The organism is Mycolicibacterium neoaurum ATCC 25795, from assembly GCF_000691525.1.
GTDB lineage: Bacteria > Actinomycetota > Actinomycetes > Mycobacteriales > Mycobacteriaceae > Mycobacterium > Mycobacterium neoaurum.
The window spans coordinates 347,706-370,736 of the sequence record NZ_JMDW01000009.1 but is presented as its reverse complement, the minus strand read 5'-3'; the positions used below and the strand labels follow the sequence as shown (position 1 = coordinate 370,736).

The 23,031-nt window shown below is 67.3% G+C and carries 22 protein-coding genes; 3 read left to right on the top strand and 19 right to left on the bottom strand.

Annotation, left to right across the window (positions count from 1 at the left end; genetic code table 11):
• Positions 1–21 precede the first annotated feature (21 nt).
• The 14 genes from IC40_RS0113775 to IC40_RS0113710 form a co-directional block, all read right to left on the bottom strand.
• Complete coding sequence (locus tag IC40_RS0113775) at positions 22–1,491, bottom strand: hypothetical protein (protein ID WP_157837320.1); 1,470 nt, start codon at positions 1,489–1,491, stop codon at positions 22–24.
• 317 nt (positions 1,492–1,808) lie between these two features.
• Complete coding sequence (locus tag IC40_RS0113770; protein ID WP_030135282.1) at positions 1,809–2,630, bottom strand: FkbM family methyltransferase; 822 nt, start codon at positions 2,628–2,630, stop codon at positions 1,809–1,811.
• The gene (locus IC40_RS0113765) at positions 2,627–3,391 is read right to left on the bottom strand and encodes a glycosyltransferase family 2 protein (RefSeq protein WP_042509795.1); all 765 of its coding nucleotides are present in this window, start codon (positions 3,389–3,391) and stop codon (positions 2,627–2,629) included. Before IC40_RS0113765 ends, IC40_RS0113770 begins: the two co-directional genes overlap by 4 nt.
• Positions 3,392–3,730: 339 nt before the next feature.
• The gene (locus IC40_RS0113760; RefSeq protein ID WP_051644337.1) at positions 3,731–4,714 is read right to left on the bottom strand and encodes an endonuclease/exonuclease/phosphatase family protein; all 984 of its coding nucleotides are present in this window, start codon (positions 4,712–4,714) and stop codon (positions 3,731–3,733) included.
• Between the two features lie 48 nt (positions 4,715–4,762).
• Positions 4,763–5,626, bottom strand: coding sequence for a sugar phosphate isomerase/epimerase family protein (locus IC40_RS0113755; protein ID WP_030135279.1), 864 nt, complete (start codon positions 5,624–5,626; stop codon positions 4,763–4,765).
• Between the two features lie 159 nt (positions 5,627–5,785).
• On the bottom strand, positions 5,786–5,935 hold the full coding sequence (locus tag IC40_RS27850) for a hypothetical protein (protein WP_157837319.1): 150 nt from the start codon (positions 5,933–5,935) through the stop codon (positions 5,786–5,788).
• 177 nt (positions 5,936–6,112) lie between these two features.
• Positions 6,113–7,096 carry a bifunctional diaminohydroxyphosphoribosylaminopyrimidine deaminase/5-amino-6-(5-phosphoribosylamino)uracil reductase RibD gene (gene ribD, locus IC40_RS0113745; RefSeq protein WP_030135278.1) on the bottom strand — a complete coding sequence of 328 codons (984 nt, stop codon included), beginning with the start codon at positions 7,094–7,096 and terminating at the stop codon, positions 6,113–6,115.
• Positions 7,097–7,110: 14 nt separating this feature from the next.
• On the bottom strand, positions 7,111–7,803 hold the full coding sequence (gene rpe / locus IC40_RS0113740) for a ribulose-phosphate 3-epimerase (protein ID WP_030135277.1): 693 nt from the start codon (positions 7,801–7,803) through the stop codon (positions 7,111–7,113).
• A 44-nt stretch (positions 7,804–7,847) separates the two neighbouring features.
• Positions 7,848–9,299: an RsmB/NOP family class I SAM-dependent RNA methyltransferase gene (locus tag IC40_RS0113735; RefSeq protein WP_030135276.1), complete on the bottom strand. Its 1,452-nt coding sequence runs from the start codon at positions 9,297–9,299 to the stop codon at positions 7,848–7,850.
• A complete protein-coding gene (gene fmt, locus IC40_RS0113730) occupies positions 9,296–10,222 on the bottom strand; it encodes a methionyl-tRNA formyltransferase (RefSeq protein ID WP_030135275.1) in 927 nt (308 codons plus the stop codon). The genes IC40_RS0113735 and fmt overlap by 4 nt, the downstream gene beginning before the upstream one ends.
• 9 nt (positions 10,223–10,231) lie before the next feature.
• Entirely contained in the window at positions 10,232–10,774 is a 543-nt protein-coding gene (locus IC40_RS0113725; RefSeq protein WP_030135274.1) for a LemA family protein, read from the bottom strand.
• Positions 10,768–12,588 (bottom strand): DUF2207 domain-containing protein, encoded by a 1,821-nt coding sequence (locus tag IC40_RS0113720; RefSeq protein ID WP_030135273.1) that lies wholly within the window; start codon positions 12,586–12,588, stop codon positions 10,768–10,770. Before IC40_RS0113720 ends, IC40_RS0113725 begins: the two co-directional genes overlap by 7 nt.
• Positions 12,589–12,613: 25 nt before the next feature.
• Entirely contained in the window at positions 12,614–14,554 is a 1,941-nt protein-coding gene (locus tag IC40_RS0113715; protein WP_191293394.1) for a primosomal protein N', read from the bottom strand.
• A 67-nt stretch (positions 14,555–14,621) separates the two neighbouring features.
• Positions 14,622–15,332, bottom strand: coding sequence for a lysoplasmalogenase (locus tag IC40_RS0113710; RefSeq protein WP_110783325.1), 711 nt, complete (start codon positions 15,330–15,332; stop codon positions 14,622–14,624).
• Here IC40_RS0113710 and IC40_RS0113705 point away from each other — a divergent pair.
• The 3 genes from IC40_RS0113705 to IC40_RS0113695 are packed head-to-tail and all read left to right on the top strand — an operon-like array spanning position 15,331 to position 18,705.
• On the top strand, positions 15,331–16,260 hold the full coding sequence (locus IC40_RS0113705; protein ID WP_030135270.1) for an alpha/beta hydrolase: 930 nt from the start codon (positions 15,331–15,333) through the stop codon (positions 16,258–16,260). The two genes, IC40_RS0113710 and IC40_RS0113705, sit on opposite strands and share 2 nt — an antisense overlap.
• Positions 16,261–16,264: 4 nt before the next feature.
• The gene (locus IC40_RS0113700) at positions 16,265–17,221 is read left to right on the top strand and encodes an alpha/beta hydrolase (protein ID WP_030135269.1); all 957 of its coding nucleotides are present in this window, start codon (positions 16,265–16,267) and stop codon (positions 17,219–17,221) included.
• Between the two features lie 5 nt (positions 17,222–17,226).
• Complete coding sequence (locus tag IC40_RS0113695; RefSeq protein ID WP_030135268.1) at positions 17,227–18,705, top strand: flavin-containing monooxygenase; 1,479 nt, start codon at positions 17,227–17,229, stop codon at positions 18,703–18,705.
• A 60-nt stretch (positions 18,706–18,765) separates the two neighbouring features.
• Here IC40_RS0113695 and metK read toward each other — a convergent pair whose 3' ends face one another.
• From metK to mihF, 5 genes are all read right to left on the bottom strand, one after another.
• Entirely contained in the window at positions 18,766–19,974 is a 1,209-nt protein-coding gene (gene metK, locus IC40_RS0113690; protein WP_030135267.1) for a methionine adenosyltransferase, read from the bottom strand.
• 99 nt (positions 19,975–20,073) lie between these two features.
• Positions 20,074–21,312 carry a bifunctional phosphopantothenoylcysteine decarboxylase/phosphopantothenate--cysteine ligase CoaBC gene (gene coaBC / locus IC40_RS0113685; RefSeq protein ID WP_030135266.1) on the bottom strand — a complete coding sequence of 413 codons (1,239 nt, stop codon included), beginning with the start codon at positions 21,310–21,312 and terminating at the stop codon, positions 20,074–20,076.
• A gap of 14 nt (positions 21,313–21,326) precedes the next feature.
• Complete coding sequence (gene rpoZ, locus IC40_RS0113680) at positions 21,327–21,617, bottom strand: DNA-directed RNA polymerase subunit omega (RefSeq protein WP_030135265.1); 291 nt, start codon at positions 21,615–21,617, stop codon at positions 21,327–21,329.
• A 94-nt stretch (positions 21,618–21,711) separates the two neighbouring features.
• On the bottom strand, positions 21,712–22,290 hold the full coding sequence (gene gmk / locus IC40_RS0113675) for a guanylate kinase (RefSeq protein ID WP_030135264.1): 579 nt from the start codon (positions 22,288–22,290) through the stop codon (positions 21,712–21,714).
• A 10-nt stretch (positions 22,291–22,300) separates the two neighbouring features.
• Positions 22,301–22,618, bottom strand: coding sequence for an integration host factor, actinobacterial type (gene mihF / locus IC40_RS0113670; protein WP_011894593.1), 318 nt, complete (start codon positions 22,616–22,618; stop codon positions 22,301–22,303).
• Between the last annotated feature and the right edge of the window lie 413 nt (positions 22,619–23,031).

Here is a 23,031-nt window from a genome sequence, read left to right as displayed (position 1 = left end):
TGTTCTGCGCCAGCCGAAGCCTCAGTCGCTGCTGGAGCTACCCGAGCTGCTCGACGAGCTGCTGGAGGGCTTGCTGTCCGACGACCCGGACTTCGCGTCTGCCTTGTCAGACTTGTCGGCCTTGTCGGCCTTGCTGTCGCCCTTATCAGCCTTGTCGGCCTTGCTGTCGCCCTTATCAGCCTTGTCGGTCTTGCTGTCGGACTTGTCAGCCTTGGCATCCTTGATGTCGGCCTTGGCCTCCTTGTCGGCCTTGCTGTCGGCCGTGGAGTCTGCCTTCGCGTCGGCCTTGCTGTCTGCCTCGGCATCGGCGTCCGCGCTCTCACCGGCAGCCGCATTGCCGGCGGTGGTCTCCTCGGAGACAACCGGCGTGGTCGGATCGACCGCCGCGCCGGCATCCTCGGTGGCCGTCTCTTCCGCGGAGCCGGCCTCTTCGGTCGGAACCGAGGTGCCCGGCTCGGCAGTCTCGCCATCGGTGGCCGGGTCTTCGGTACCCGAGGACACGGATTCGACCGGCGTTGCACCGGAGCCGGTTTCGACGCTGAGCGTCACCGTGTCACCCTCGGCGGCCAGAGCGGTCGACGACACCTTGTCGAGCGCCTCGGCCCCGCTCTCCACCGCCGGCTGTCCGGTCAGTGCCTTGAGCGCATTGGCGATCAGCGAGGGGTACTGCACGAGGAACGAGTCGATGGGTCCACCCGGGGTCAGCAGCCCCGGGAAGACATTCCAGTCCTCGGCAATACTCGGGCTGTAACCGTTGAGGAACGCGCCGAGCACCTTGACGGGCAGGTTGACCGTGTGACTGATCGCCGTCACCACGTCGCCGGCCTGTGCCGCCGCTCGGATCTCGTCCAGGCTGTCGGTGAACCGGAAGATGGCGCTCACGAACGGAACCATGATGGCGTGCGGGTAGCCGGCCAGCGTGGTGTCACCCACCAGCAGCGCATTCAGGATGGCCCCGATGGCGGGAGCGCCGACGTCGTTGGCAACCTGGCCCGGGACGGCGAAGCTCGGGTAGAGCGGCCAGCCCGCTGCGCCGAGTCCGAAGATGAACCAGTCGTTGATATGGGCGAAGGCTTCGGTGAAATTGCCCGCCGCCAGTTCGCTGTTGGCCCGCTCCAAGACACCCGGCAGCAGCTCGGTGTGCGCCGCCCAGCCGGCCTGGGACTGCTCCCACCCGGTCTGCAGGGTCGCCTGATGCTCGGCAAGCCGATCCTGCAACTGTTGGGCCACCGTCTCCGGACGGAACAGCAGCACCGACAACTCGCGCTGGAGTTCCTCGTTGCCGAGGATCGCCGACAGATTCGGCACCAGGGTCGCCGAGATTTCGGTACCACGGTTGTTCAGGTTCTCGAACGCCTTCGAGAACGTGGCACCGAGCACCGCGAAGGGATTCTCGAAGGCGACGAGCTCGACCGCGCGCTGCTGCGCGGCCTCCAACGCCGGCAGGTTCTGCGCAACGGGCGTCACGGCGATGACCGACGCGCCCGTCATCGCGACGGATGCGATGAGCAACCTCTTCTTCAGAGGCGTGGATGTCGATGACGCAGACCAGAAGTCACGCCCCGAGGCCACGGGAACAGCGAGTGACACGGTTCTCCTAGATTGACTTGATTGATGATCGGTCAGATATGACCGACGCGAATGTTATTGCAGCGCAACATCTCTTACAAGGCCTACCCCTGGCGGCACAACCGTGTACTGAGCGTCTTATCAGGAAGCGCCGCAACGGATGGAAGAACAACGAAGCACACCACGGCTCACTCGCCGATGGCGCGTCAATAGCACTGCCTTGCAATAGATCAGAACATTCAGAGATGAACTTGCGTACGGCTGCGCGCCTCCGACATCGAGCAATCGAAGAGCATCAGCGTCTCGTCCCGGATCAGGGTGTCCATTTTCTTGCCGGCCACCGCATCGTAGAGCGGCGCCAGGCCACCGGATCCGGGCAGCATCCAGTCATGTGGTTCGATCATGATGCAGGCAAATGAGGCGATGGCCTCCGGCGAGGCTTGGCACACTTCGGATTCGGCGCCTTCGATATCGAGTTTGACGATGAATGGCACCGCACCGGCAATGCCATCGAGCAGCGTCTCCAGTGTCACCGACGGGGTGGCACCCCTGCCGGAGACCCGATTCGCCCAAGATCCCTCGTCACCGGCGCTGAGATCCACCCCGTCGCCATGGCTCCACAACGCGGCATGAACCGGCCTGATCCGCGGATGGTGCGCGCAGTTCCGCTCGATCAACTGAACGCAGGCGGGGTCGGGTTCCACAGCCAGAATCACCGCGTCCGGGAAGTGTTCGGCCAGATACAGCGCGGAGTAGCCCACATTCGCGCCCGCATCGATGATCACCGGAACTCCCCCGGCGCCCGCCACCTCGGATGCCACCGCTTTCAGTCGCGTCATCCAGAACGGATGCGCGTCGTACTCGCGCGCGGTGAAAATCTGCGCCAGCACAAAGGGATCGCTGTCGCAGGGGCGCACCGTCAGGCGGTGCGCGCCACACCGGACAGTCACCGGTCGGGATACGCCCAGTGCCCGCCGCGCCACCAAGCTCAGCGCTGCGGGGAGTCCGATACTCTGGCTCAGCGCCAGCGTGTGCCCCAGCTTCTCGCGCAACCTGCTCATCGCGTGAAAGCAGCCGATCGCGCCGCCCCGGCACGGGTGGGACGGCGCCGGTGCTCCCGCCCGATCGTGCGCAACACCCGCAATCCGTCGGTGGCGGCATTGAGGTTGCTGCGTCCGTAGATCCGCTTGCCTTCGAAGCTACTGACCTCCTCGATCGCGAGGCCATTGAGCGCGACTCGGACGTTGATGACGGTCTCGATCTCGAATCCGTCACCCCACTGCGCTTCGCTCACATCCGTCCGCGGCAGGTCCAAGACCTCCAGGTGTGTCCGCCAAAACGCGTTGTAGCCGTAACACAGGTCGGTGAAGCTGGTGCCGAAAAGTCGATTCACCAGCCAGTTCAAACCCTTGTTGCCCAACCGGCGAAGTTTGGTGATGTCGTCACTGCCGCCGGAGGCGGTGAAGCGACTGCCCTTGGCGAAATCCGCGCCGGCGATCAATGCACCGACGAAATCGGGGATCTCCGCAGGGTCGGTCGACCCGTCTGCATCGATCATCACCACGATGTCACCGGTACTGACCTCGAACCCGCAGGCGAGGGCGTTGCCCTTACCGCCTCGAGTCTGGTTGACGATCAATGCCTCTGGCCACAGTTGCCGAGCGACCTCCACGGTGTTGTCCATCGAGTTGCCGTCGACCACCACGATCTGGTCGACCGCAGGCATCCGCTTTGCGACATATGGCAGGTTCCGCGCTTCGTTGCGAGTGGGAATGACCACGGTCACGGTGGGTCGAGCCGTTCCGCGGGCATCGTCGTCCATATCCGATCCGCGCACAGAGTCGTCATCGTCGCGATGCTCAAGAAGTTTGCCGCTCGCCGCCTGTGGCAGCCTGGGCATCGACTTCATCATTTGCTCGACACCCGCTCCCTCCACCGTATCCGTCAAGGTGCTCATTGCCTTTCGCATTCGGAAGACCCAGGCATGCAGAGTGCAGACATCGTGCACATGCGGCCCACCGCCAAGAAGTTTGATTGCGAGAACGACACTAGCGAGCACTCACATGAAATTGTCAGCTACCTCTTAGGGTATGACGCAGACCACACCGTACTGCTGATACCAAATGTTCTGCACATCAACACATCACAGCAGAATGCTGTATCAGGACGATGAAATCGTCTGGGCCACAGCCAGCGTGCTCAACACGCCCATGTGATCGGACCCCGGTAGCGCCAAGCGCTGAAACGACAGCGGCGTGAAGCCGCGGGCCAGGATCCTGTCGATGGCCAGTACCGGCGGGATGAGGCGGCCGGCGGGAAATGTGGGCACCACGCCCGCTCCCACATACTCGGCAGCATCCAGCAGCGGTGCAGTACCCGGGCGGGATGAGTTGGCGATCAGTTCGCGGTACTGCTTGTGGTCGTATGTCGAGTTGAAATCCGCTCCGACGAGAACCGGATGTCGTTCGTTCTCGAACACCGGTCGCAGCCTCTTGAGCTCGAACACCCACTTCCAGGCGGGCTCCGGGTACGGCGGAAGTGGGTGCAGCGCATACACCGCGGTCGGGCCCGCTCCCGGCATGTCCGCCACCACCCGCAGGTTGTTCAACACGAATCCGTCGAGTTCGGCGCAGTCGCGTAACGGGTATCGCGAATAGACCCCCGCCCCGCCGCCCCCGGCACGTGGTCGCTCGCACGCAAACGGCAGCACCTCGCGCAGACCCGCGGCGACAAGGTTGCTCACGGCCTGGTCGGTCAACTCGATCACCGTCAGCAGATCGACCGCGCGCTCGTCCACCTCGGTACGCAGCGCCGCCGCATCCGCACCACCAAGTCGGATGTTGGCCTGCATCAGTCGTATCTGCATATCTGCTGCCGGCACTTCCGCCGTTCCGCGATACAGCGGAACCTGCGTCGTCACACCGATCCCCAGTATCGCGGCGGCCACCAGTGCCAACCAGCGCCGACCACCGACCCAACATGCGAACAGTGCCGCTGCCGCGACCAGCACGGCGATGGGTGTGAACGAAGCAGCCCAGGCGACCAAGGTACTGGTCAATCCCACGAAGTGCGCAGCCACACCGATCGTCGCGATCATGAGCAGCAGTGCCCCGCAGATTCCGGAAGCCCGGCGAAACGGTTGCACGATTCTGAGATCCGCGTTGTGTGGTCCGAGTTGTCGATCCTCGACCTGTCAGGCGGACCAGGACAACGGCGACCACTCACGGTCGGCAACGAGAGCCAGCACATCCCGAGCGGACTTCGCCGCAAGCGCGGCACGCAGCGTCGCCGGCGCATCACTGTGCAACGGAGCCTCCACACTCACCGGTACATCGTCGGGCAGCGCCCGCATCATCGACACCAGATCGATGCCCCCAGCACCCGGTAGCAGCCGTGCACAGCGACCCTGATGGATGAGCTCCGCCATCGTCGCAGGACGCTCGGCCGGTGCGTCACAGATCTGTATGTACCGAATCCACTCACGCGGTAGCGCTTCCAGTTCGGCGGGACTGTTCCCGGCACGGTCATAGTGGATGGCGTCGATCAACAAACCTGCCGACACCGGGCACTTCGCGACGAGTGCGGCGCCCTCGTCCACATTACGTACCGCAGTCCACGGCATCGGTTCCAGATTGACCGCAATCCCGTATTCAGCTGCCAGGAGGGATAATTCGGCCAGATTGTGCGCAGTCCGGTGGTGGTCCGGGTCATATCCGGTCACCAGGACCTCACTGGCCCCGAGAAAGGCCCCGGTCTCCAGGATGCCCTCGAAATCGGCGCGTACGGTCGTATCCGGCACCAACCGGACGACCTCGACATCCAGCAGCCGAAGACCCGAATCATCGAGGCGGCGCCGGGTTTCCCTGATCAACGCCGTCATTCCGATCGTCGGGCGCACCGGTTCCTGATCGGTGGCAGGGATGAGTCTGAGCCCTACCGCATCGAAACCGGCCTCGGCCGCGCAGCTGACCAACTCGGCGGGATCCAATTCCAACACCGTCAGCGGCGCCAGCGAAAGAAGACGCCCCGTGCCAGACCGTCGATGCTGCGACCCCATGACCACCGCCCTCTCCCCTCCGGCTCGATAGTTTCGAGCGGAAGTACCCTCACGCGAGCCATCATTGCGGATCGGGACAGAGATGTGGGCCCTACCTTTTACACCCCCGGCATTTCTGCCGGGGATGCCCGTGTTACCGGATCGGTGGATTCAGCAAAATCAGCAGCGTTCCAGCCCGGGCCGCATGATCTTGGGTCCGTGGCTGCACTGCGGGCGGTCGTTGCCCGCCCGCAGCAGGTCGAGAAACAACGTTTTCACGGCACGGGGGTTCATCGGGCTGATGCTGAGCCAGTCCTGCAAAGCAGTCATGCTCACGTCCTTTACTAGTGCTCATCACGCGCAACTCGTCGGTGAAGGGCGCTGCCATGAACTCTACCGCCGCAGCCATCCAGCCTGCTCATCACGACCCTCGGCACAGGCCCGCTACCAGGCACTTCGGACGACATCACATCGGCTACCCGGTGTGGGGACACTCACATCGGGCGGTCAATTGGGTACCAGGCTCAGGCGCACGTCCGGACCGACCGGCTCGATGGCGTCGAAGCGCCACCGCTGAGCACCGGCCATGTTCAACACGCCGATATCATCGACGGCGGTGACGGGACCGCCCAGCAGAATGGGCGCAACATAGGCGAGGATCCGGTCGATCACGCCGGCCCGCAGGAACGCACCCGCCAACGTCGGTCCGCCCTCCAACAACACCGCGGTGCGATCGGACAGCGCCCTGATCACCTCATGTGGGTCATGGGTCCGGATAACCATCGTGCGGGTGTCGTCGTTGAGAACGTTTGCCTCCGAAGAGATCTCGCGCTCACCAACGACGACGCGCAGGGGTTGACGATCGGCGAGACTGCCGTCCGGACGACGGGCGGTCAACGTGGGGTCATCGACGAAAACCGTTCCGGTTCCGACGATGATGGCCTCGATCGTGCCACGATGCCGGTGCACGTCGGCACGGGCGGCCTCGCTGGTGATCCACTGGCTGCTGCCGTCGGCGGCCGCGCTGCGGCCATCGACACTCGTCGCGAACTTCCAGGTGACGTGCGGTAAACCGGTGCGCTGCTTGTGTAACCACTCCCGCAACGGGCCACCGGCCACTGCGGCGCTCTCGACCCCGGATTCGACCCCGACACCGGCCTCACGCAGCCGGGCCGACCCTCCGGCGGCGATCGGATTCGGATCCTCGACCGCGTACACCACCTGTGCCACACCGGCAGCCAACAACCCGTCCACGCAGGGCGGGGTGCGACCGTGGTGGTTGCACGGCTCCAATGTCACCACCGCCGTGCCGCCACGTGCCAGCTTGCCGGCCCGCCGCATGGCGATCACCTCGGCATGCGCACCGCCGGTGGGTTCGGTCGCACCGACACCGACTACCTCTCCCCCGGCATCCAGGATGACCGCGCCCACCGGCGGATTGGGGTACGTGGCACCCTTCACACGCTCCGACTGCTCGATCGCCAGCCGCATCGCGGCTTCCGGCGTCACAGTTTCAGGTGCGGAGAGGACGCCGCGGCCTGCCTGCGCAGCCGGGCCACCGCGTCGGCGGGATCCTCGGCGCTGTAGACCGCAGAGCCCGCCACGAAGCAGTCCACCCCGGCCTCGGCGGCCTGTTCGATGGTGTCGGCATTGATACCGCCGTCGATCTCCACCACGATGGTCAGCTCACCTGCATCCACCAACCGCCGAGCGGTACCCACCTTGGCGAGCACCTCGGGGATGAACTTCTGGCCACCGAAACCGGGCTCGACCGACATCACCAACAGGGTGTCGAACTCACGCAGGATCTCCAGGTAAGGCTCCAATGGCGTACCGGGCTTCACCGAGAGCCCGGCCTTGGCGCCGGCGGCACGGATATCGCGAGCCACCCCGATCGGATTGTCGGTCGCCTCGGCATGGAAGGTGACGTTGTAGGCCCCCGCCTCGGCGTACGGCGGGGCCCACCGCTCGGGCTGGTCGATCATCAGATGACAGTCCATCGGGATATCGGTCGCCTTGAGCAGGCTCTCCACCACCGGCAAGCCCAGCGTCAGATTCGGGACGAAATGGTTGTCCATCACGTCGACGTGCAACCAATCGGCTCCCGCCACCGCGGCGACCTCGTCGGAAAGCCTGGCGAAATCAGCGGACAGGATGGACGGGGCGATCAGCGGCGCGCTGGGAGTTTGACCTGCCATGCCGGTCAGCCTACTTTTTGCCCACCCCGTCGCTGCGCTCGCCCTCAATCCTTCGGGGCGCCGACACGCAGTGCCGCGGCGAACATCGCATCCGTGCCGTGCCGATGGGGCCAGAGCTGCACGTACGGTCCGTCACCCAAGTGGTCCACCCCGGGGAAGAACTCGCGGGTGTCCAGCGCGGTCACCGGGTGTCTGCGCAACGCATCGGCGACCACACCTACGGTTTCTGCCAGGTGCGGAGAGCAGGTCGCGTACAACACCACCCCGCCGGGCCGGGTGAGGCCGATCGCCGAGGCCAGCAGCTCCCGCTGCAACCGCCCCAGCGCAGGCACATCGCCGGGCTGCCGCCGCCAACGCGCCTCTGGCCTGCGCCGCAATGCGCCGAGCCCGGTACAAGGCGCGTCGACGAGCACCCGATCGAAACTGCCGACCGCCAAGCCGGTCTCACGCCCATCGACCCGCAACACGTCGACCGGCAGACCCGAGGTGTTCTGCACCACGAAATCGGCCCTGTGTTCGGCCGGTTCCACCGCGGTGACCCTGGCCGAGGACGTGCCCGACGACGACCGGATCAAAGCGCCGATCAGGGCAGTCTTGCCGCCCGGTCCGGAACAGAGGTCGAGCCACCGGCCGGCATCGGCATCCTCGACGGTTGCCAGTGTGAGCGCGCGGGCCACCAGCTGCGAACCCTCGTCCTGCACCAGCGCGGCACCCCCACGCACCGCGGCGACGTCGGCCGGGTCACCGCCGGGCAGGTAGACCGCATAGGGCGAGTATCGGCCGACGGTGCCGCCGGTTTGTTCGGCCAGTTCGGCCGCGGTCAGCATGCCTGGCCGAGCGACCAGGTGCACCACCGGGCGCTCGTCGTCGCTGGCCAGCAGCGCGTTCAACTCACCGGCTCGGGCGCCCAGCGCATCGACGAAAGCCTGCGCCACCCAGCGCGGGTGCGCATGTAGGAACGCGGCATGACCGACCGGGTCGGTGCTCGCCGACGGCGCGAGCTCGGCCACCCAGGCCGCCTCATCCTGGCCCGCGATCTTGCGCAGCACACCGTTGACGAAACCGGCCCGCACCGAATCGAATTCGATCCCCGCTTGGTCGACAGTAGTGTCGACCGCCGCATGCGCATCGACCCTGGTGCGCAACAGTTGATAGGCACCGAGCCGAAGCAGATCCAGCAGTACCGGGTCGATGCGGTCCACGTCCCGGCCCGCCGCAGCGGCGATGACCGCATCCAGCAGGCCACGCACCCGACAGGTGCCGTAGGCCAGCTCGGTGGCGAAAGCTGCGTCACGCCCGGTAATCCCGCGTTCGCGCAGCAGCGATGGAAGTGTCAGGTTGGCATAGGCATCCCGCTCGGTCACCGCGCGCAGGGTGTCGAAGGCGGCCCGGCGGGCCGGATCCAGCGGAGTCCGTTGCGGGCCCTTGCGCTGCGGGCCGCGCTGGCCCTGGCGATGCGGCGGTCGCCCGCCCCGGCCCTGTCCCGGGCGGCTCACAGCGCACGCACCGATACGTCCGGCCGCGCCCCGCGCGCCCAATCCGCGGCGTTCATCGGCTTCTTTCCGGGTGCTTGAATCCAGCTGAGCAGCACCGCATTCGAGCCGGTACCGATCCACACATCGCGCTTGCCCACCTCGATCTCGCCCACGGCGAGCTCCTTGTCCTCGTCGACACGCACCGGACCCACCTTCACCCGCACGTCACCGATCATGGTCCACGCGCCCGGATTCGGCGTGACGGCCCGAATCCGCCGGTCGACAACGTGGGCGGGTAACTCCCAGCGCACCCGCGCCTCGTCGACGGTGATCTTCGGGGCCACGGTGATCCCTTCGGCGGGCTGACGCACCGGGATCAGCGAACCGTCGGCGATACCATCCATCGTGGCCGCCAGCAACCCGGCGCCCGAAACAGCCAGCCGGGCAAGCAGATCGCCCGCGGTGTCGGTGGGCGCAATGGTCTCGGTGACGACCCCGAAGATGGGTCCGGAATCCAGGTCGCGTTCGATGCGGAAGGTTGTCGCACCGGTGACGGTGTCACCGGCGGCGATCGCGGCCTGCACCGGCGCGGCACCGCGCCAGGCGGGCAGCAGCGAGAAGTGCAGGTTCACCCAGCCGTGGGTGGGAACGGCCAGCAACTCGTCGCGCAACAGCGCCCCGTAGGCCACCACTGCGCAGGCATCGGGCGCCAGTTCGGCGAGTTCGGCCACGAACTCGGCGCTGTTGGGCCGCTCGGGCTTGAGCACCGGGATACCCCGCTCGGCTGCGAACTGCGCCACCGGAGACGGCGCGGGCTTGCCGCGGCGCCCGGCCGCCGCATCCGGCCGGGTCAGCACCGCGATCACGTCGTGATTCTGGGAGTCAACCAGAGCGCGCAGCGAGGGCAGCGCGGGTTCCGGGGTACCGGCAAAGAGAAGACGCACCGCGCCAGTCTAGGTAAGACGCGGTGTCTGATAGAACTCGCGCTCGCTCACCCCGGCGATCGGAGCGATGAACATCCACGGCATGGTGGTGATCAGTCGATTCGATCCGGCCACCGCATCGTTGTAGTACTGACGCGCGAAGGCCAGCTTGTTCTCGGTGTCGGTCAAGTTCTGCTGCAGGTTGAGGAAGTTCTCCGACGAACCCAGTTGCGGGTAGCTCGCGCCGAGTGCGAGAACCCGGCCGACCGCATTGTCCAGCTGGCTCTCGGCCGCGCTGCGCTGGGTGACCGAGGCCCCACCGGCAGCGGCGTCCAATGCGGCGCCGGCCCGGGCAACCCGGTCGAGGACGGCCTGTTCGTGGGCGGCGAAGGTACCCACGGTGTGCACCAGGCTGGGGATGAGCGACGCTCGCCGGGTCAGTTCGACGTCGATACCCGAGAGCGCCTCCGCCACCCGTAGATCGGCAGATTTGAGCTTGTTGTAGCCGACCACGATGACGATCAGCACCGCCACCGCGAGCAACAACACCAGAACGAGCACGGCCCTCACCATGAACCTCCCCCTCCTCCTCCGCCACCGCCACCTCCACCACTGCTGCCTCCGCTGCTGCTACTGCTGGATGACGACGACTGGGATGCGGTGTAGGCGCCGATCGACGACGACAATGCCGACTCGAAACTGTCGAAACTCGGTCCATTCGAGCCGAAACTCGATGGGCTGCCCGTCGATGACGACGAGTTGTACCAATCCGGTTGCGGTGCAACCACACCGGTGCTCGCCTGATACTTCTGTGCCCACAGGGCCGCGACGCCCGCCGCCACCGCGAACGGGATGTAGGCGGTGTAGAGATCCTTGCGGGCCGCGAAGTCGAATCGGCTCTCCGCAGAATCGGTGGACAGCACGCGGTGGAACCCGCCGGCCTGTGACCACAGCACGCGACCGGCCTCGGTCCGCCGGGTGCCTACGCCGTCTCCCCAGGAGGCAGCCGAGAACAGGAAGAAGGTCGCGAACGGCAACGCCCACAACGTGGTCGGGAACCCCCACCGGCAGAATCCGCAGACCATCAGGATGCCGGCCACCGCGTTGGCCGTGCGCAGCCACAGTTCGCTGCGCCGCTTCACGATCAGGCCCTCGTCGAGCGCCCACTTGCGCACCGCGTCGGCCATGTCCGTCTTCGCCCTGGTGAGCTTCTCCCCTGATTTGGCCGACTTCTTCGCCGAGAACGTCGCGCCCGGCCCGATCACCTTCAGCGCCGAACCGACGGCGACGCTGACCGGGTCGACATCGGCCCACGCACCGGGTTGGGCGGTGCCCGTGACATCCCAGTGGTGCTCGTTGACCTGCTGCAGCTCGACGAGTCGGCGTTCGGCCAGGTAGAGCAGCGTCGCGGTGAGGCCGTGCTTGGGAACGGATTCGGTGCGGATGAATTCGACCTGTACCGGCCCCAGTCCCGGCGGCGGCGCGTACTGCAGCCCGAAGCCGGGTGCGCGTTCGACGGTGCTGCGGAACCACAGCAGCGCGATCACCCCGGCCAGCGCCGAGAACCCCAGCAGCACCACCACCGGGGTGACCGATGACCCGAGGACCCGGTCCCAATGGTGATTCCACGGCACCTCGGCACGTGTCGGTGCCGGCATGTCCACTCCGGCACGCACCGTCAGTGGGGTGTGCGGCGCAAGGTCTTGCGCCGACAACGTCACGGCCCGCTCCCGCACGCTCAGGTCGGTGCACGGTCGGCCAACGCCGTACCCGACCGCGCACTGCGCACCGGTGACGCGCGCCGGCAGGGTCACGGTGATGTCGGCCTTTTCGATGCGGTTGTTCCAGCCCGGGGCCACGACGTTCCAGAAGAACACCGTCTCGGCCTCGTCCCCGCCGGTCCCGGACGGGAACTCCCGGCCGGCTCCGGTGGTTCCGGGATCGAGCACCCCGGGCACCGAGTAACGGATCTCGTAGACATGGCTGCCGGGGTTCAGGGTCCAGTCCGCATCACCGATCTTGGCCACCCGGAAACGTTCCCGGCCCTCCCACAGCATCTGGTAGGGCTCGGGGTCACCATCGAGGAGCACCGATTCGATAGCGGGCACCTGTCGCACGTTCGGGTTGTTCTGGTTGGTGATGTCCCAGTAGCGGAAGATGCCGTGCCTGCCGGACGGGAAATCCCCGGTGATGGTCTCGACGGCGTGCAGATCGCCGTCCGCGGAGACGGTGTAGTGCGCGCGGTACTCGGTGATGCGCACCGGATCCTCGGCCGCCCCGCCGTCATTGCCGGCCGCGCCGTCGAACCCGGCGCTGAACACCACCGGCCAGAGCACGCCAAACGCGATGAGCAGCAACGGGATCAGCATTTTGAACAGCCGTCCCATCACGCACCTCCCGCCGCCGACGTGGCTAGCCTATGTGCAACGGGTCGATTTGGACGCGAACCGGCTCGTGATCGTGGCGCGAACTCAGCGAATTCACCGCCCGCCGCAGCGCTGCGGCCAGGTCCAGCCCCCCGGCCCGCGGCACCCGCACCAGCATGCGCGCCACCGGACTGTCCACCGCCAGACCAGGCGGGCGACGGGCCCCCGGCGGCAGGTCGACCGGGCCGAGTGGCTCCGCGTCATCGGGCAACTGGGCGGCATCAAGCAGGGCGTGCACCGCCTCGGGCACCCCGTCGAGCACCGCGAGGTGCACCGCTGGTGGCAGCGCCACCTCGTCGCGGGCGGCCAGTTCGGATTCGGCATGCCCCAGCGGATCCCAGCGGATCAAAGCTTGCACGGTCGGGATCGCCGACTCGGCGATGACGGCCACCGTGCCACCCTCGGCGCGGCTGCGCACCAGTGCCGAGGCGGCCATCCAGCGGCGCAGGGTGTCCTCGGCGGCCCGTAGGTCCTGGCGGCCCAGCAGTGCCCAGCTGTCCAGCAGCAGCGCCGCGCCGTACCCACCCTCGGCCACCGGTTCCGCACCGGGGGTCGACACCACGACGGCCGGCTTGGCGGGCACCGTCGAGATCACCGAATCGCCCCCGGAGGTGATGACGCTGGCACCCGGCAGCGCGCGGCCGAGTTCCTCGGCGGTGCGCCGCGCACCCACCACGACGGCCCGCACGGTGTCGGAGCCGCAGTTGGCGCAGCGCAGCGTGAGATCGGTACGGGCACACCACCGGCACACTGCGCCATGGGCGTCGCGACCGGTGAGCTGCAGCGGGCCCGTGCAATGCCGGCAGCGAGCGACGGTCCGGCACTTCGCACACGCCAGCGCCGGGATGTAACCGCGTCTGGGCACCTGCACCAGCACCGGGTGCCCGGCTTCCAGGGCCGCGCGTGCCGTCCGCAATGCCATCGACGGCAACCGGGCGGTATGGGCGGCCGGATCGCGGGCGTGATCGAAGGCGTTGTCGTCCAGCGCGACCACCCGCGGGGCGTACTGGCGCACCACCGCCCGGGTGGCCACCAGGTCGTGCGCCCACCGACTGCGCACCAGCGCATGCGCCTCGGCGGTGCGGGCATAGCCGCCGATGACTGCCGCACAACGCAATTGGTGGGCCCGCAGCATCGCGACGTCGCGCGCGTGCGGATACGGTGCGCGCGGCTCGGACAGCGAGTCGTCGCCGTCGTCCCAGACGGCGATCAGGCTCAGCTCGGCGACGGGTGCGAACACCGCGCTGCGGGTGCCGATCACCAACCGGGATTGCCCGCGCAGCACCGACAGCCAGCGGCGGTACCGCTGCGCAGGCCCCAGCCCGGCCGACAGCGCCACCGCCTGGTCCCCGACGAGGGCGATCGCGGCGCGGTGCACGGCATCGACATCACGCTGGTCGGGCACGATGATCAGCGCGCCGCGACCGGCCCGCACGGTCACCGCGGCGATCTCGGCGAGCCGGTCGGCCCAGTTCTCACCGGGCAGGGCCTGCCACACCGCGCGCGCGGCGCGGCCGTCACCCAGGGCGGCGACGAACTGCTCGCCGCGGCCGTACGCGCTCCACGCGGAGCTGTCGACAGGCGCGAGATCGGCCTGCTCCGATGACGGTGCGGGTTTCTCGGCCCGGGCATGCCGTGGAGGAACCGCAAGGCGCAACACATCGGGGCGGGTCCCGGCATAGCGTGCGGCCACCGCGTCGACCAGGCGACGGATATCGGGCGTCAGCACCGGCTCGGGCGAGATGACCCGGTCCAGCCAGCCCAACTTGCCGGCATGGTCGGTGTCCGAGCGCCGTTCGAGGACGAAGGCGTCGACCAGGCGGCCGTGGAAACGCACCCGCACCCGGACCCCGGGCTGGGCGTCATCGGACTGCTCGGCCGACACCAGATAGTCGAAGTCCCGGTCCAGGTGCGGAACCGACAGCATCGGGACCACCCGCGCGATCGGTTCGTGTTCGGCGGGGTGTCGGGTCGTCGGGGTCACCGCACGCCCACTAGTCACGCACCCCGCGTGCGCGGCCGAAGAAGAATCCGGCGGTGATCAGGTACAGCGATGCCGCATAGGCCCACCAGATCGGGACCGCGAGCCGCTCGTCGCCGAGGACGAACTTGCTGATGCCGATCATCGAATCCGATACCGCGAAACACAGCGCTCCCAGCGCGGTCCATGGTGTGGGCAGCCGAGCCAACAGCGCCGCGCAGACCATCGCCCCGAGCACACCGATGTACACCGTGACCGGCAATGCCATCCCCTGCTCCGACAGGGCCGGCCAGAACCACACCAGCAGCGCCAGGCAGGCCAGCACGACCAGGCAGGCCGCGATCAACCGGGATCGCCGTCGGGCCACCAGCGGGAGCAGCGCGGCCAGGAAGCACAGGTGCGCGATCAGGAACGAGGCCAGCCCCAGCACGAACGACGGCTCCCACCACGGCATGGCCAGCAGATAGTCCCCGGCGGCCGAACCGACCAGCGCCGCGATCAACCAGCGCCGCTCCCTCGTCACCGGGTGCGTCCACGCCGCCAGCGCCAGCAGCACCGCGGCGGCCGCCTTGACCGCAGGTTGCAAGGCGAATTGCCCGGTCAGCTCGGCACCGGCGGGCATCCGCAGCGCGACGGTGATCAGGAAGATGCCGTAACCGGCGCCCGCCACCACCGCGAGAGCCCACAGCAGACGGGTGCGTCGCGCTGCGTACGGTGTTGCCATGCCTGAAACCGGTACCGACAGACCCGCCTTGGACCCCATCCTGGAGAAGGTACTGGAAGCGGTGCCGTTCCAATTGACCATGGACGGAGGCCCCGAGGCCGCCCGGGAGCGTTTCCGCGCCCTGCCGCGCCGGGAGGTGCACCCCGAGCTGCGCACCGAGGACCGCACCATCGCCGACATCCCGGTGCGGGTCTACTGGCCGCCGACCCAGGACTCCCGCCCGCCGGTGGTGCTGTTCCTGCACGGTGGCGGCTGGGTGGTCGGCGATCTGGACACCTATGACGGCACCGCGCGTGAGCACGCCGTCGGTGCCGGCGCCGTGGTCGTGTCGGTGGACTATCGGCTGGCCCCGGAACATCCCTACCCCGCCGCGGTCGAGGACTGCTGGGCCGTGACGCAGTGGGTGGCCGCCCACGCCGACGAACTGGGCGCCGACGCCACCCGCATCGCCGTCGCCGGGGATTCCGCCGGTGGCAATCTGGCCGCCGTGGTCGCCCTGCTGGCGCGCGACGCCGGACTGGACCTGCGGATGCAACTGCTCTGGTATCCGGCCACCACCTGGGACACCTCGCTGCCGTCGTTCACCGAGAATGCCGACGCGCCGATCCTCGGGCGCGGTGCCGTCGGGGGCTTCTCGGTGCTCTATGCCGGGGGTACCGATCTGAAGAATCCGCCGGCGACGCTGGTTCCGGCCCGCGCACCGTCGCTGGCCGGCGTCGCGCCTGCCTATATCGCGGTCGCCGGATACGACCCGCTGCGCGATGACGGCGTGCGCTACGGCGAACTGCTCACCGACGCCGGGGTGACCGCACAGGTCCACAACGCCGAAACCCTGGTGCACGGTTATCTCGGCTATCACGGGGTGGTACCGGCCGCCACCGATGCGGTCGATCGTGGCCTCGCCGCACTGCGCGGGGCGTTAGCCTGACGGCATGACCTCTGCGCGCCCGGCCGTCGATCCCGATCTCAAGGCCCTGCTCGATGCGGTGCCCCTGGCGTTCTCCGTCGACGATGGTGTCGAGGTGGCCAGGGAGAAGTTCCGCGCGCTGAAACCACCGCCGAACATGCTGGTGCAGCTGCGCATCGAGGAGCGCGTCATCGGATCCGGTGAGCTGCAGGACATCCCGGCGCGGATCTACTGGCCACCGGTCGAACAGCACGACAACCTGCCCGTCATCGTCTACTACCACGGCGGCGGATGGGCGATCGGCGATCTGGACACCCACGACCATGTCGCGCGCGCCCACTCGGTGGGCGCCGAGGCCATCGTGGTGTCGGTCGACTACCGGCTCGCGCCAGAGCATCCCTTCCCCGCCGGGGTCGAGGATGCCTGGGCGGCTCTGCAATGGGTGGGTGAGCACGCCGCAGAGCTCGGCGGCGACCCGAATCGCATTGCCGTGGCCGGAGATTCAGCGGGCGGGAATCTCTCGGCGGTGATGGCCTTGCGGGCCCGCGATGCCGGTGGCCCACCGCTGGTGTTCCAGCTGCTGTGGTACCCGGTGGCCGTCGGCGACCGCTCGGCACCGTCGTTCATCGAGAATGCCGACGCCTACATTCTCAATCGGGATGTCACCAATGCCTTTCTGACCTGGTACCTGCCCGGAGTGGACCTCGACGACCCGGCCGGCCTGCCGACCGATGTGGCACCGGCCAACGCCGAGTCGCTGGCGGGGTTGCCGCCCGCCTATATCGGTACCGCCGAGCATGATCCGCTGCGTGACGACGGTGCGAAGTACGCCGAGATGCTGGCCGCGGCGGGGGTCGCGGTGCAACACAGCAACGAACCCACGTTGGTGCACGGCTTCGTCAGCCTGGCCCTGGCATCGGCGGTGGCGACCGAGGCCGCCGGTCGCGGTATCGCCGCACTTCGGACCGCGCTGCACAGGTGAATGCCATGACACCGGAAGTCCATACGCTGATCATCGGCGCAGGATTCTCCGGTATCGGTGCGGCCATCGCCCTGGACCGGGCGGGGCTGGGTGACTACCTGATCGTGGAGGCCGGCGCCGAGGTCGGCGGCACTTGGTACTGGAACACCTATCCCGGTATCGCCGTGGACATCCCGTCGTTCTCCTACCAGTTCTCGTTCGAACAGAGTCCGGATTGGTCACGCACCTATGCGCCCGGCCGGGAGCTGAAGGCGTATGCCGATCACTGTGTCGAGAAGTACGGGATCGCCGCGCGGATCCGATTCGACACCGAGGTCACCGGCGCCCGTTTCGACACCGAGAACAACCTGTGGATCGTGCAGACCGACGGTGGGAGCATCACCGCGCGGCACCTGATCAACGCCGCAGGCGTGCTCAATGTGCCCAAGATGCCCGATATCGCCGGGGTGGACACCTTCGCCGGCACCACGATGCACACCGCCCGCTGGGACCACGGCGTCGACCTGGCCGGTAAACGGGTCGCCGTGATCGGCACCGGCGCCTCAGCGGTGCAACTGATCCCCGAGATTGCCCCGATCGTCAGACGGCTCAACGTTTTTCAGCGAACACCGATCTGGTGCTTCCCGAAACTCGACATGCCGCTGCCCGCCCCGGCTCGGTGGGCCATGCGCTTGCCGCTCGGTAGCGCCGTGCAGCGGGCGCTCAGCCAGGCCTATGTCGAGGTGACCTTTCCGCTGTCCGCGCAGTATCACAGTGTGTTCCCGCTCAGCGGCGGCACCCGGCGCCTCGGTCTGAATTATCTGCGCCGCGAGGTCAAGGACCCGGCACTGCGGGACAAGCTGACCCCGCGATACGCCGTGGGATGTAAGCGGCCGGCGTTCCACAACAGCTACCTGAGCACATTCAACCGGGACAATGTGGAGCTGGTCACCGCGCCGATCGAAGAGATCACCCCGACCGCCGTGGTGACCTCGGACGGCGTCGCCCACGATATCGATGTGCTGATATTGGCGACGGGCTTCGCGGTGCTCGATGTCGACTCGGGTACCTTCCCGCTGATCGGCGCCGACGGCGTGTCACTCGCCGAATTCTGGACGGAAAACCGGATGCAGGCCTACGAGGGTGTCAGCGTGCCGGGCTTCCCGAACTTCTACAGCGTCTGCGGACCCTACGGTTACGTCGGATCATCGTATTTCGCATTGATCGAGACGCAGACCCGCCATATCGTGCGGTGCCTGCGGGAGGCGGCGCGGACAGGTGCCACCCGGGTCGAGGTCCGCCGCGAGGCCAATGCGCGCTATTTCGACGAGATGATGCGCAAACGGCACCGGCAGATCTTCTGGCAGGACAGCTGCTCGCTGGCGAACAGCTACTACTTCGACCGCAACGGCGATGTGCCGCTGCGACCGGCGAGCACGCCGGAGGCGTGGTGGCGCAGTCGCAGCTTCCCGCTGCACGATTACGCCTTCACCGCCGGCACATAAGCAATTTCGGCGCGGAAACGTCCGGTGAGCGTACGTTTCCGCGCCGAAATCGTAGAGAAGTTAGACCGACGCCTTGAGCTCGTCGACCTTGTTGGTGCGCTCCCAGGGCAGGTCGACATCGGTGCGACCGAAGTGGCCGTAGGCCGCGGTCGGCGCGTAGATCGGTCGCAGCAGGTCCAGATCGCGGACGATGGCGCCGGGACGCAGGTCGAACACCGCGGTGATGGCCTTCTCGATGCGGGCCGGGTCCACGGTCTCGGAACCGAAGGTCTCGACGAACAGCCCGACCGGGGCCGCCTTGCCGATGGCGTAGGCGACCTGCACCTCGACACGCTCGGCCAGGCCGGCGGCCACCACGTTCTTGGCGACCCAGCGCATCGCGTACGCGGCCGAGCGGTCCACCTTTGACGGATCCTTGCCGGAGAAGGCGCCGCCACCGTGGCGGGCCCAGCCGCCGTAGGTGTCGACGATGATCTTGCGGCCGGTCAGGCCGGCGTCACCCATCGGGCCACCGAGGACGAACTTGCCGGTCGGGTTGACCAGCAGCCGGAAGTCCGAGGTGTCCAGGGTCTCGTGGCCGAGGTCGTCGAGCACGGTGTTGACGACCTGCTCGCGGATATCCGGTGCCAGCTGCCCGTCGAGGTCGATGCCCTCGGCGTGCTGGGTGGAGAGCACCACGGTGTCCAACCGGATCGGGGTGGTGCCGTCGTACTGGACGGTGACCTGTGTCTTGCCGTCCGGACGCAGGTAGGCCAGCTTGCCGTTCTTGCGCACCTCGGTGAGCCGGCGCGCCAGCCGGTGTGCCAGCGCGATGGGCAGCGGCATCAGCTCGGGGGTGTCCTTGATCGCGTAACCGAACATCAGGCCCTGGTCACCGGCGCCCTGCAGGTCCAGCGGATCGCCGGCACCCTCGACACGGGTTTCGTGCGCGGTATCCACGCCCTGGGCGATATCGGGCGACTGGCGGCCGATACCGATGTTGACCCCGGCGGTTTCGCCGTCGAAGCCCTTGTCCGAGGAGTCGTAGCCGATCTCCAGGATGCGGTCACGCACCGTCTGGCTGATATCGGCAAAGGCCTCCTTGGCCGAGGTGGTCACCTCACCGATCACGTGCACCTGGCCCGTGGTGACGGCGGTCTCGACCGCGACGCGGGACTTCGGATCAGCGGCCAGCAAAGAATCCAGGATCGAGTCGCTGATCGCATCACAGATCTTGTCGGGGTGTCCTTCGGTGACCGACTCGCTGGTAAACAAGCGACCTGCGCTCACGTGGCATCCTCCATTAGTTAGACAGACAAATCATTGGTGTGCTCATTGGCAGCCAACAGGTAAATCTTGATTGGCGCAACCGTTACCTGCACCGCGAAGTCACCGGTGTACGAGCGCTCCGATCGCATCCACGATACGGCTTGCCATCAGAGTCTTCGAACCGTGCTCCAGTGCGGTTTCGGTGCCGTCGGCCGACAGCATCCAGCCATCGTTGTGGTCCACCTCGAACGCCTTGCCCTCCCCGACGGCATTGACCACGAGCATGTCGCAGCCCTTGCGCTTGAGTTTGGACCGCGCATGGAAGAGCACATCGCCGTTGGCATCCCCGGTTTCGGCCGCAAACCCGACGATGACCTTCATGTTGGGAAGCTGGCCGTCGGCCCTGGCCCGCACGGCGCCGGCCAGCACATCATCGTTGCGGACGAGCTCGACCGAGGGTGCGCTGTCGTCATCGACGCGTTTCTTGATCTTGGCCGTGGCCACCTGGGCGGGCCGGAAGTCGGCGACGGCGGCGGCCATCACCAGCACCTGCGCCTCGGGTGCCAGCTTGGTCACGGCGGCACCGAGCTGAGCGGCCGACCCGATGTGCACGACCTCGACGCCGGCCGGGTCGGCAAGGCCCGAGGTGTTCCCGGCGATCAGGGTCACGTCAGCACCACGCTGGGCCATCACCCTGGCGACGGCATAGCCCTGCTTGCCGGAACTGCGATTGCCGATGAATCGGACCGGGTCCAGGGGTTCGCGGGTTCCACCCGCGGTCACCAACACCTTCACCCCGGCCATGTCATAGGGCAGCGCGTCACCGCGCTCCAAGAGCAACCCGGCCAGGGTGGTGATCTCTTCGGCCTCGGGCAGCCGGCCCGGGCCCGTGTCGGCACCGGTGAGCCGGCCCGACGCGGGTTCGAGCACGACGTTGCCGCGGCGACGCAGGGTGGCGACATTGTCGGTCGTGGCCGGATGGAACCACATCTCGGTGTGCATCGCCGGCGCGAACAGCACCGGACATCGTGCGGTGAGCAGCGTCCCGGTAAGCAGGTCGTCGGCACGCCCCGCGGCTGCGCGAGCCATCAGATCCGCGGTGGCGGGGGCGACCACCACGAGATCGGCCTGCTGGCCGATCCGCACGTGGGGCACCTCGTCGACGTTCTCGAACACGCCGGTGTGCACGGGCTGGCCGGACAACGCCTCGAAGGTGGCCGCACCGATGAATTTCAGCGCCGACTCGGTCGGCACGACGCGGACCGAATGGCCTGCCTCTTTGAGCTGGCGGACGACTGTGCACGCCTTGAAGGCGGCAATCCCGCCGGCAACACCGACGACGATCCGCTTCTGCTCCATGTAGCCGGAGGGCCTTACTGCTCGCCCTCGGCGTGCTCGAGCAGGTCGGAGTGGATTTCGCGCATCGCGATCGACAGCGGCTTCTCCTGCAGACCCGGCTCGACCAGCGGACCGACGTACTCCAGGATGCCGTCACCGAGCTGGTTGTAGTAATCGTTGATCTGACGCGCGCGCTTGGCGGCGTAGATGACCAGCGCGTACTTGCTGGATGCGCGGTCGAGCAGCTCGTCGATCGGCGGGTTGGTGATGCCCAGCGGTGTGTCGTATGCGCTGGCGGCGTCGATGTTCTCGACAGGCGTGCTCACGAATTATCTCCCGGTGTAATCAAGATTCGGCGTTAGCGAAAATGTGGTGGACGGCTGTGTGGCAGCGCTGCCGCGTGGTGCGAGGCGCCATCGCTCAGTGGGCCACCAGCAAGGATACCAATTCCGAGCACGCTGACTCCAATTGACTGTTGACAACCACCACGTCGAAGTCGTCCTTGGCCGCGAGTTCCTGCCTGGCAGTCGCCAGCCGACGGGCCTGGACCTCCGGGCTCTCGGTACCCCGGCCGGTGAGTCTCTCCTCCAGCGCCGCCCAACTGGGTGGGGCGAGGAAGACCGAGATCGCCTCGGGCATGGCGGCCTTCACCGCGCGGGCACCGGCCAGATCCACCTCGATGAGCACCGGCACTCCGGCGGCCGTGGCGCTGCGCACCGGCGCCGCGGGTGTCCCCGAACGATGCAGCCCGCCGTGGATATCGGCCCATTCGAGCAGCTCGTCATCGTCGATCAGACGCTGGAACTCGGCGGGCGAGACAAAGGTGTAGTCCACACCGTCGACCTCGCCGGGTCGCGGTGCACGTGTCGTCACGGACACGCTGAAATGCAGGTCGGGAATCCGGTCACGCAGGCAGCGGACCACGGTGGACTTCCCGACAGCGGACGGGCCGGACAAAACCACGACTGCGGCGTTGCCCGGCCCACCACCGGTATTCACTTGTTCGCGCTCAGGAGAAGTCGAACTTCTCCAGCAAGGCCTTGCGCTGACGGTCGCCGAGGCCGCGCAGGCGGCGGGTCGGGGCGATCTCCAGCTCGGTCATGATCTCCTGTGCCTTGACCTTGCCGACCTTGGGCAGGGCCTCCAGCAGCGCGGAAACCTTCATCTTGCCCAAGACCTCGTCGGTCTCGGCGTCGGTGAGCACCTGCTTGAGGTTGGTGCCGCCGCGCTTCAGCCGATCTTTGAGCTCGGCTCGCGCTCGACGTGCGGCAGCAGCCTTCTCCAACGCTGCCGCGCGCTGTTCGTCGGTCAACTGGGGAAGGGCCACGGGGTTCCTCCGTCTCTCGCCATCTGTTGTTTCATCACGGCTGGATCACGTAACCAGCCAGCGACGACGACCGTACCCACGCATCCTGACGAAAGCTAACCCCACCCCCGGGTAATCCGGCCAAAAGACCAGCGTGTACAGCGTGCGCCGAGCACACCGCCCCGCATCGGACAAATTGCCGATCGGCCCGCTGGGCGGACGATGTGCCTGCATAACGGGGGTTTTCGCACCTCAACGAGGTTGGCGCCGGTTTCTGCACGCGTCACCGGAGCCCGGGTAAACGCCGATCCTGGCGGTGGAATGAGAAATTTTCGCTGGTCATGGCGTGTCGGGCGTGTCGCCGACCCGGCGCTACCGGTCGGTAGCGTCGCCGAGCGCACACGGTCACACCGGGCAGCGCTTCCCAGACTCAC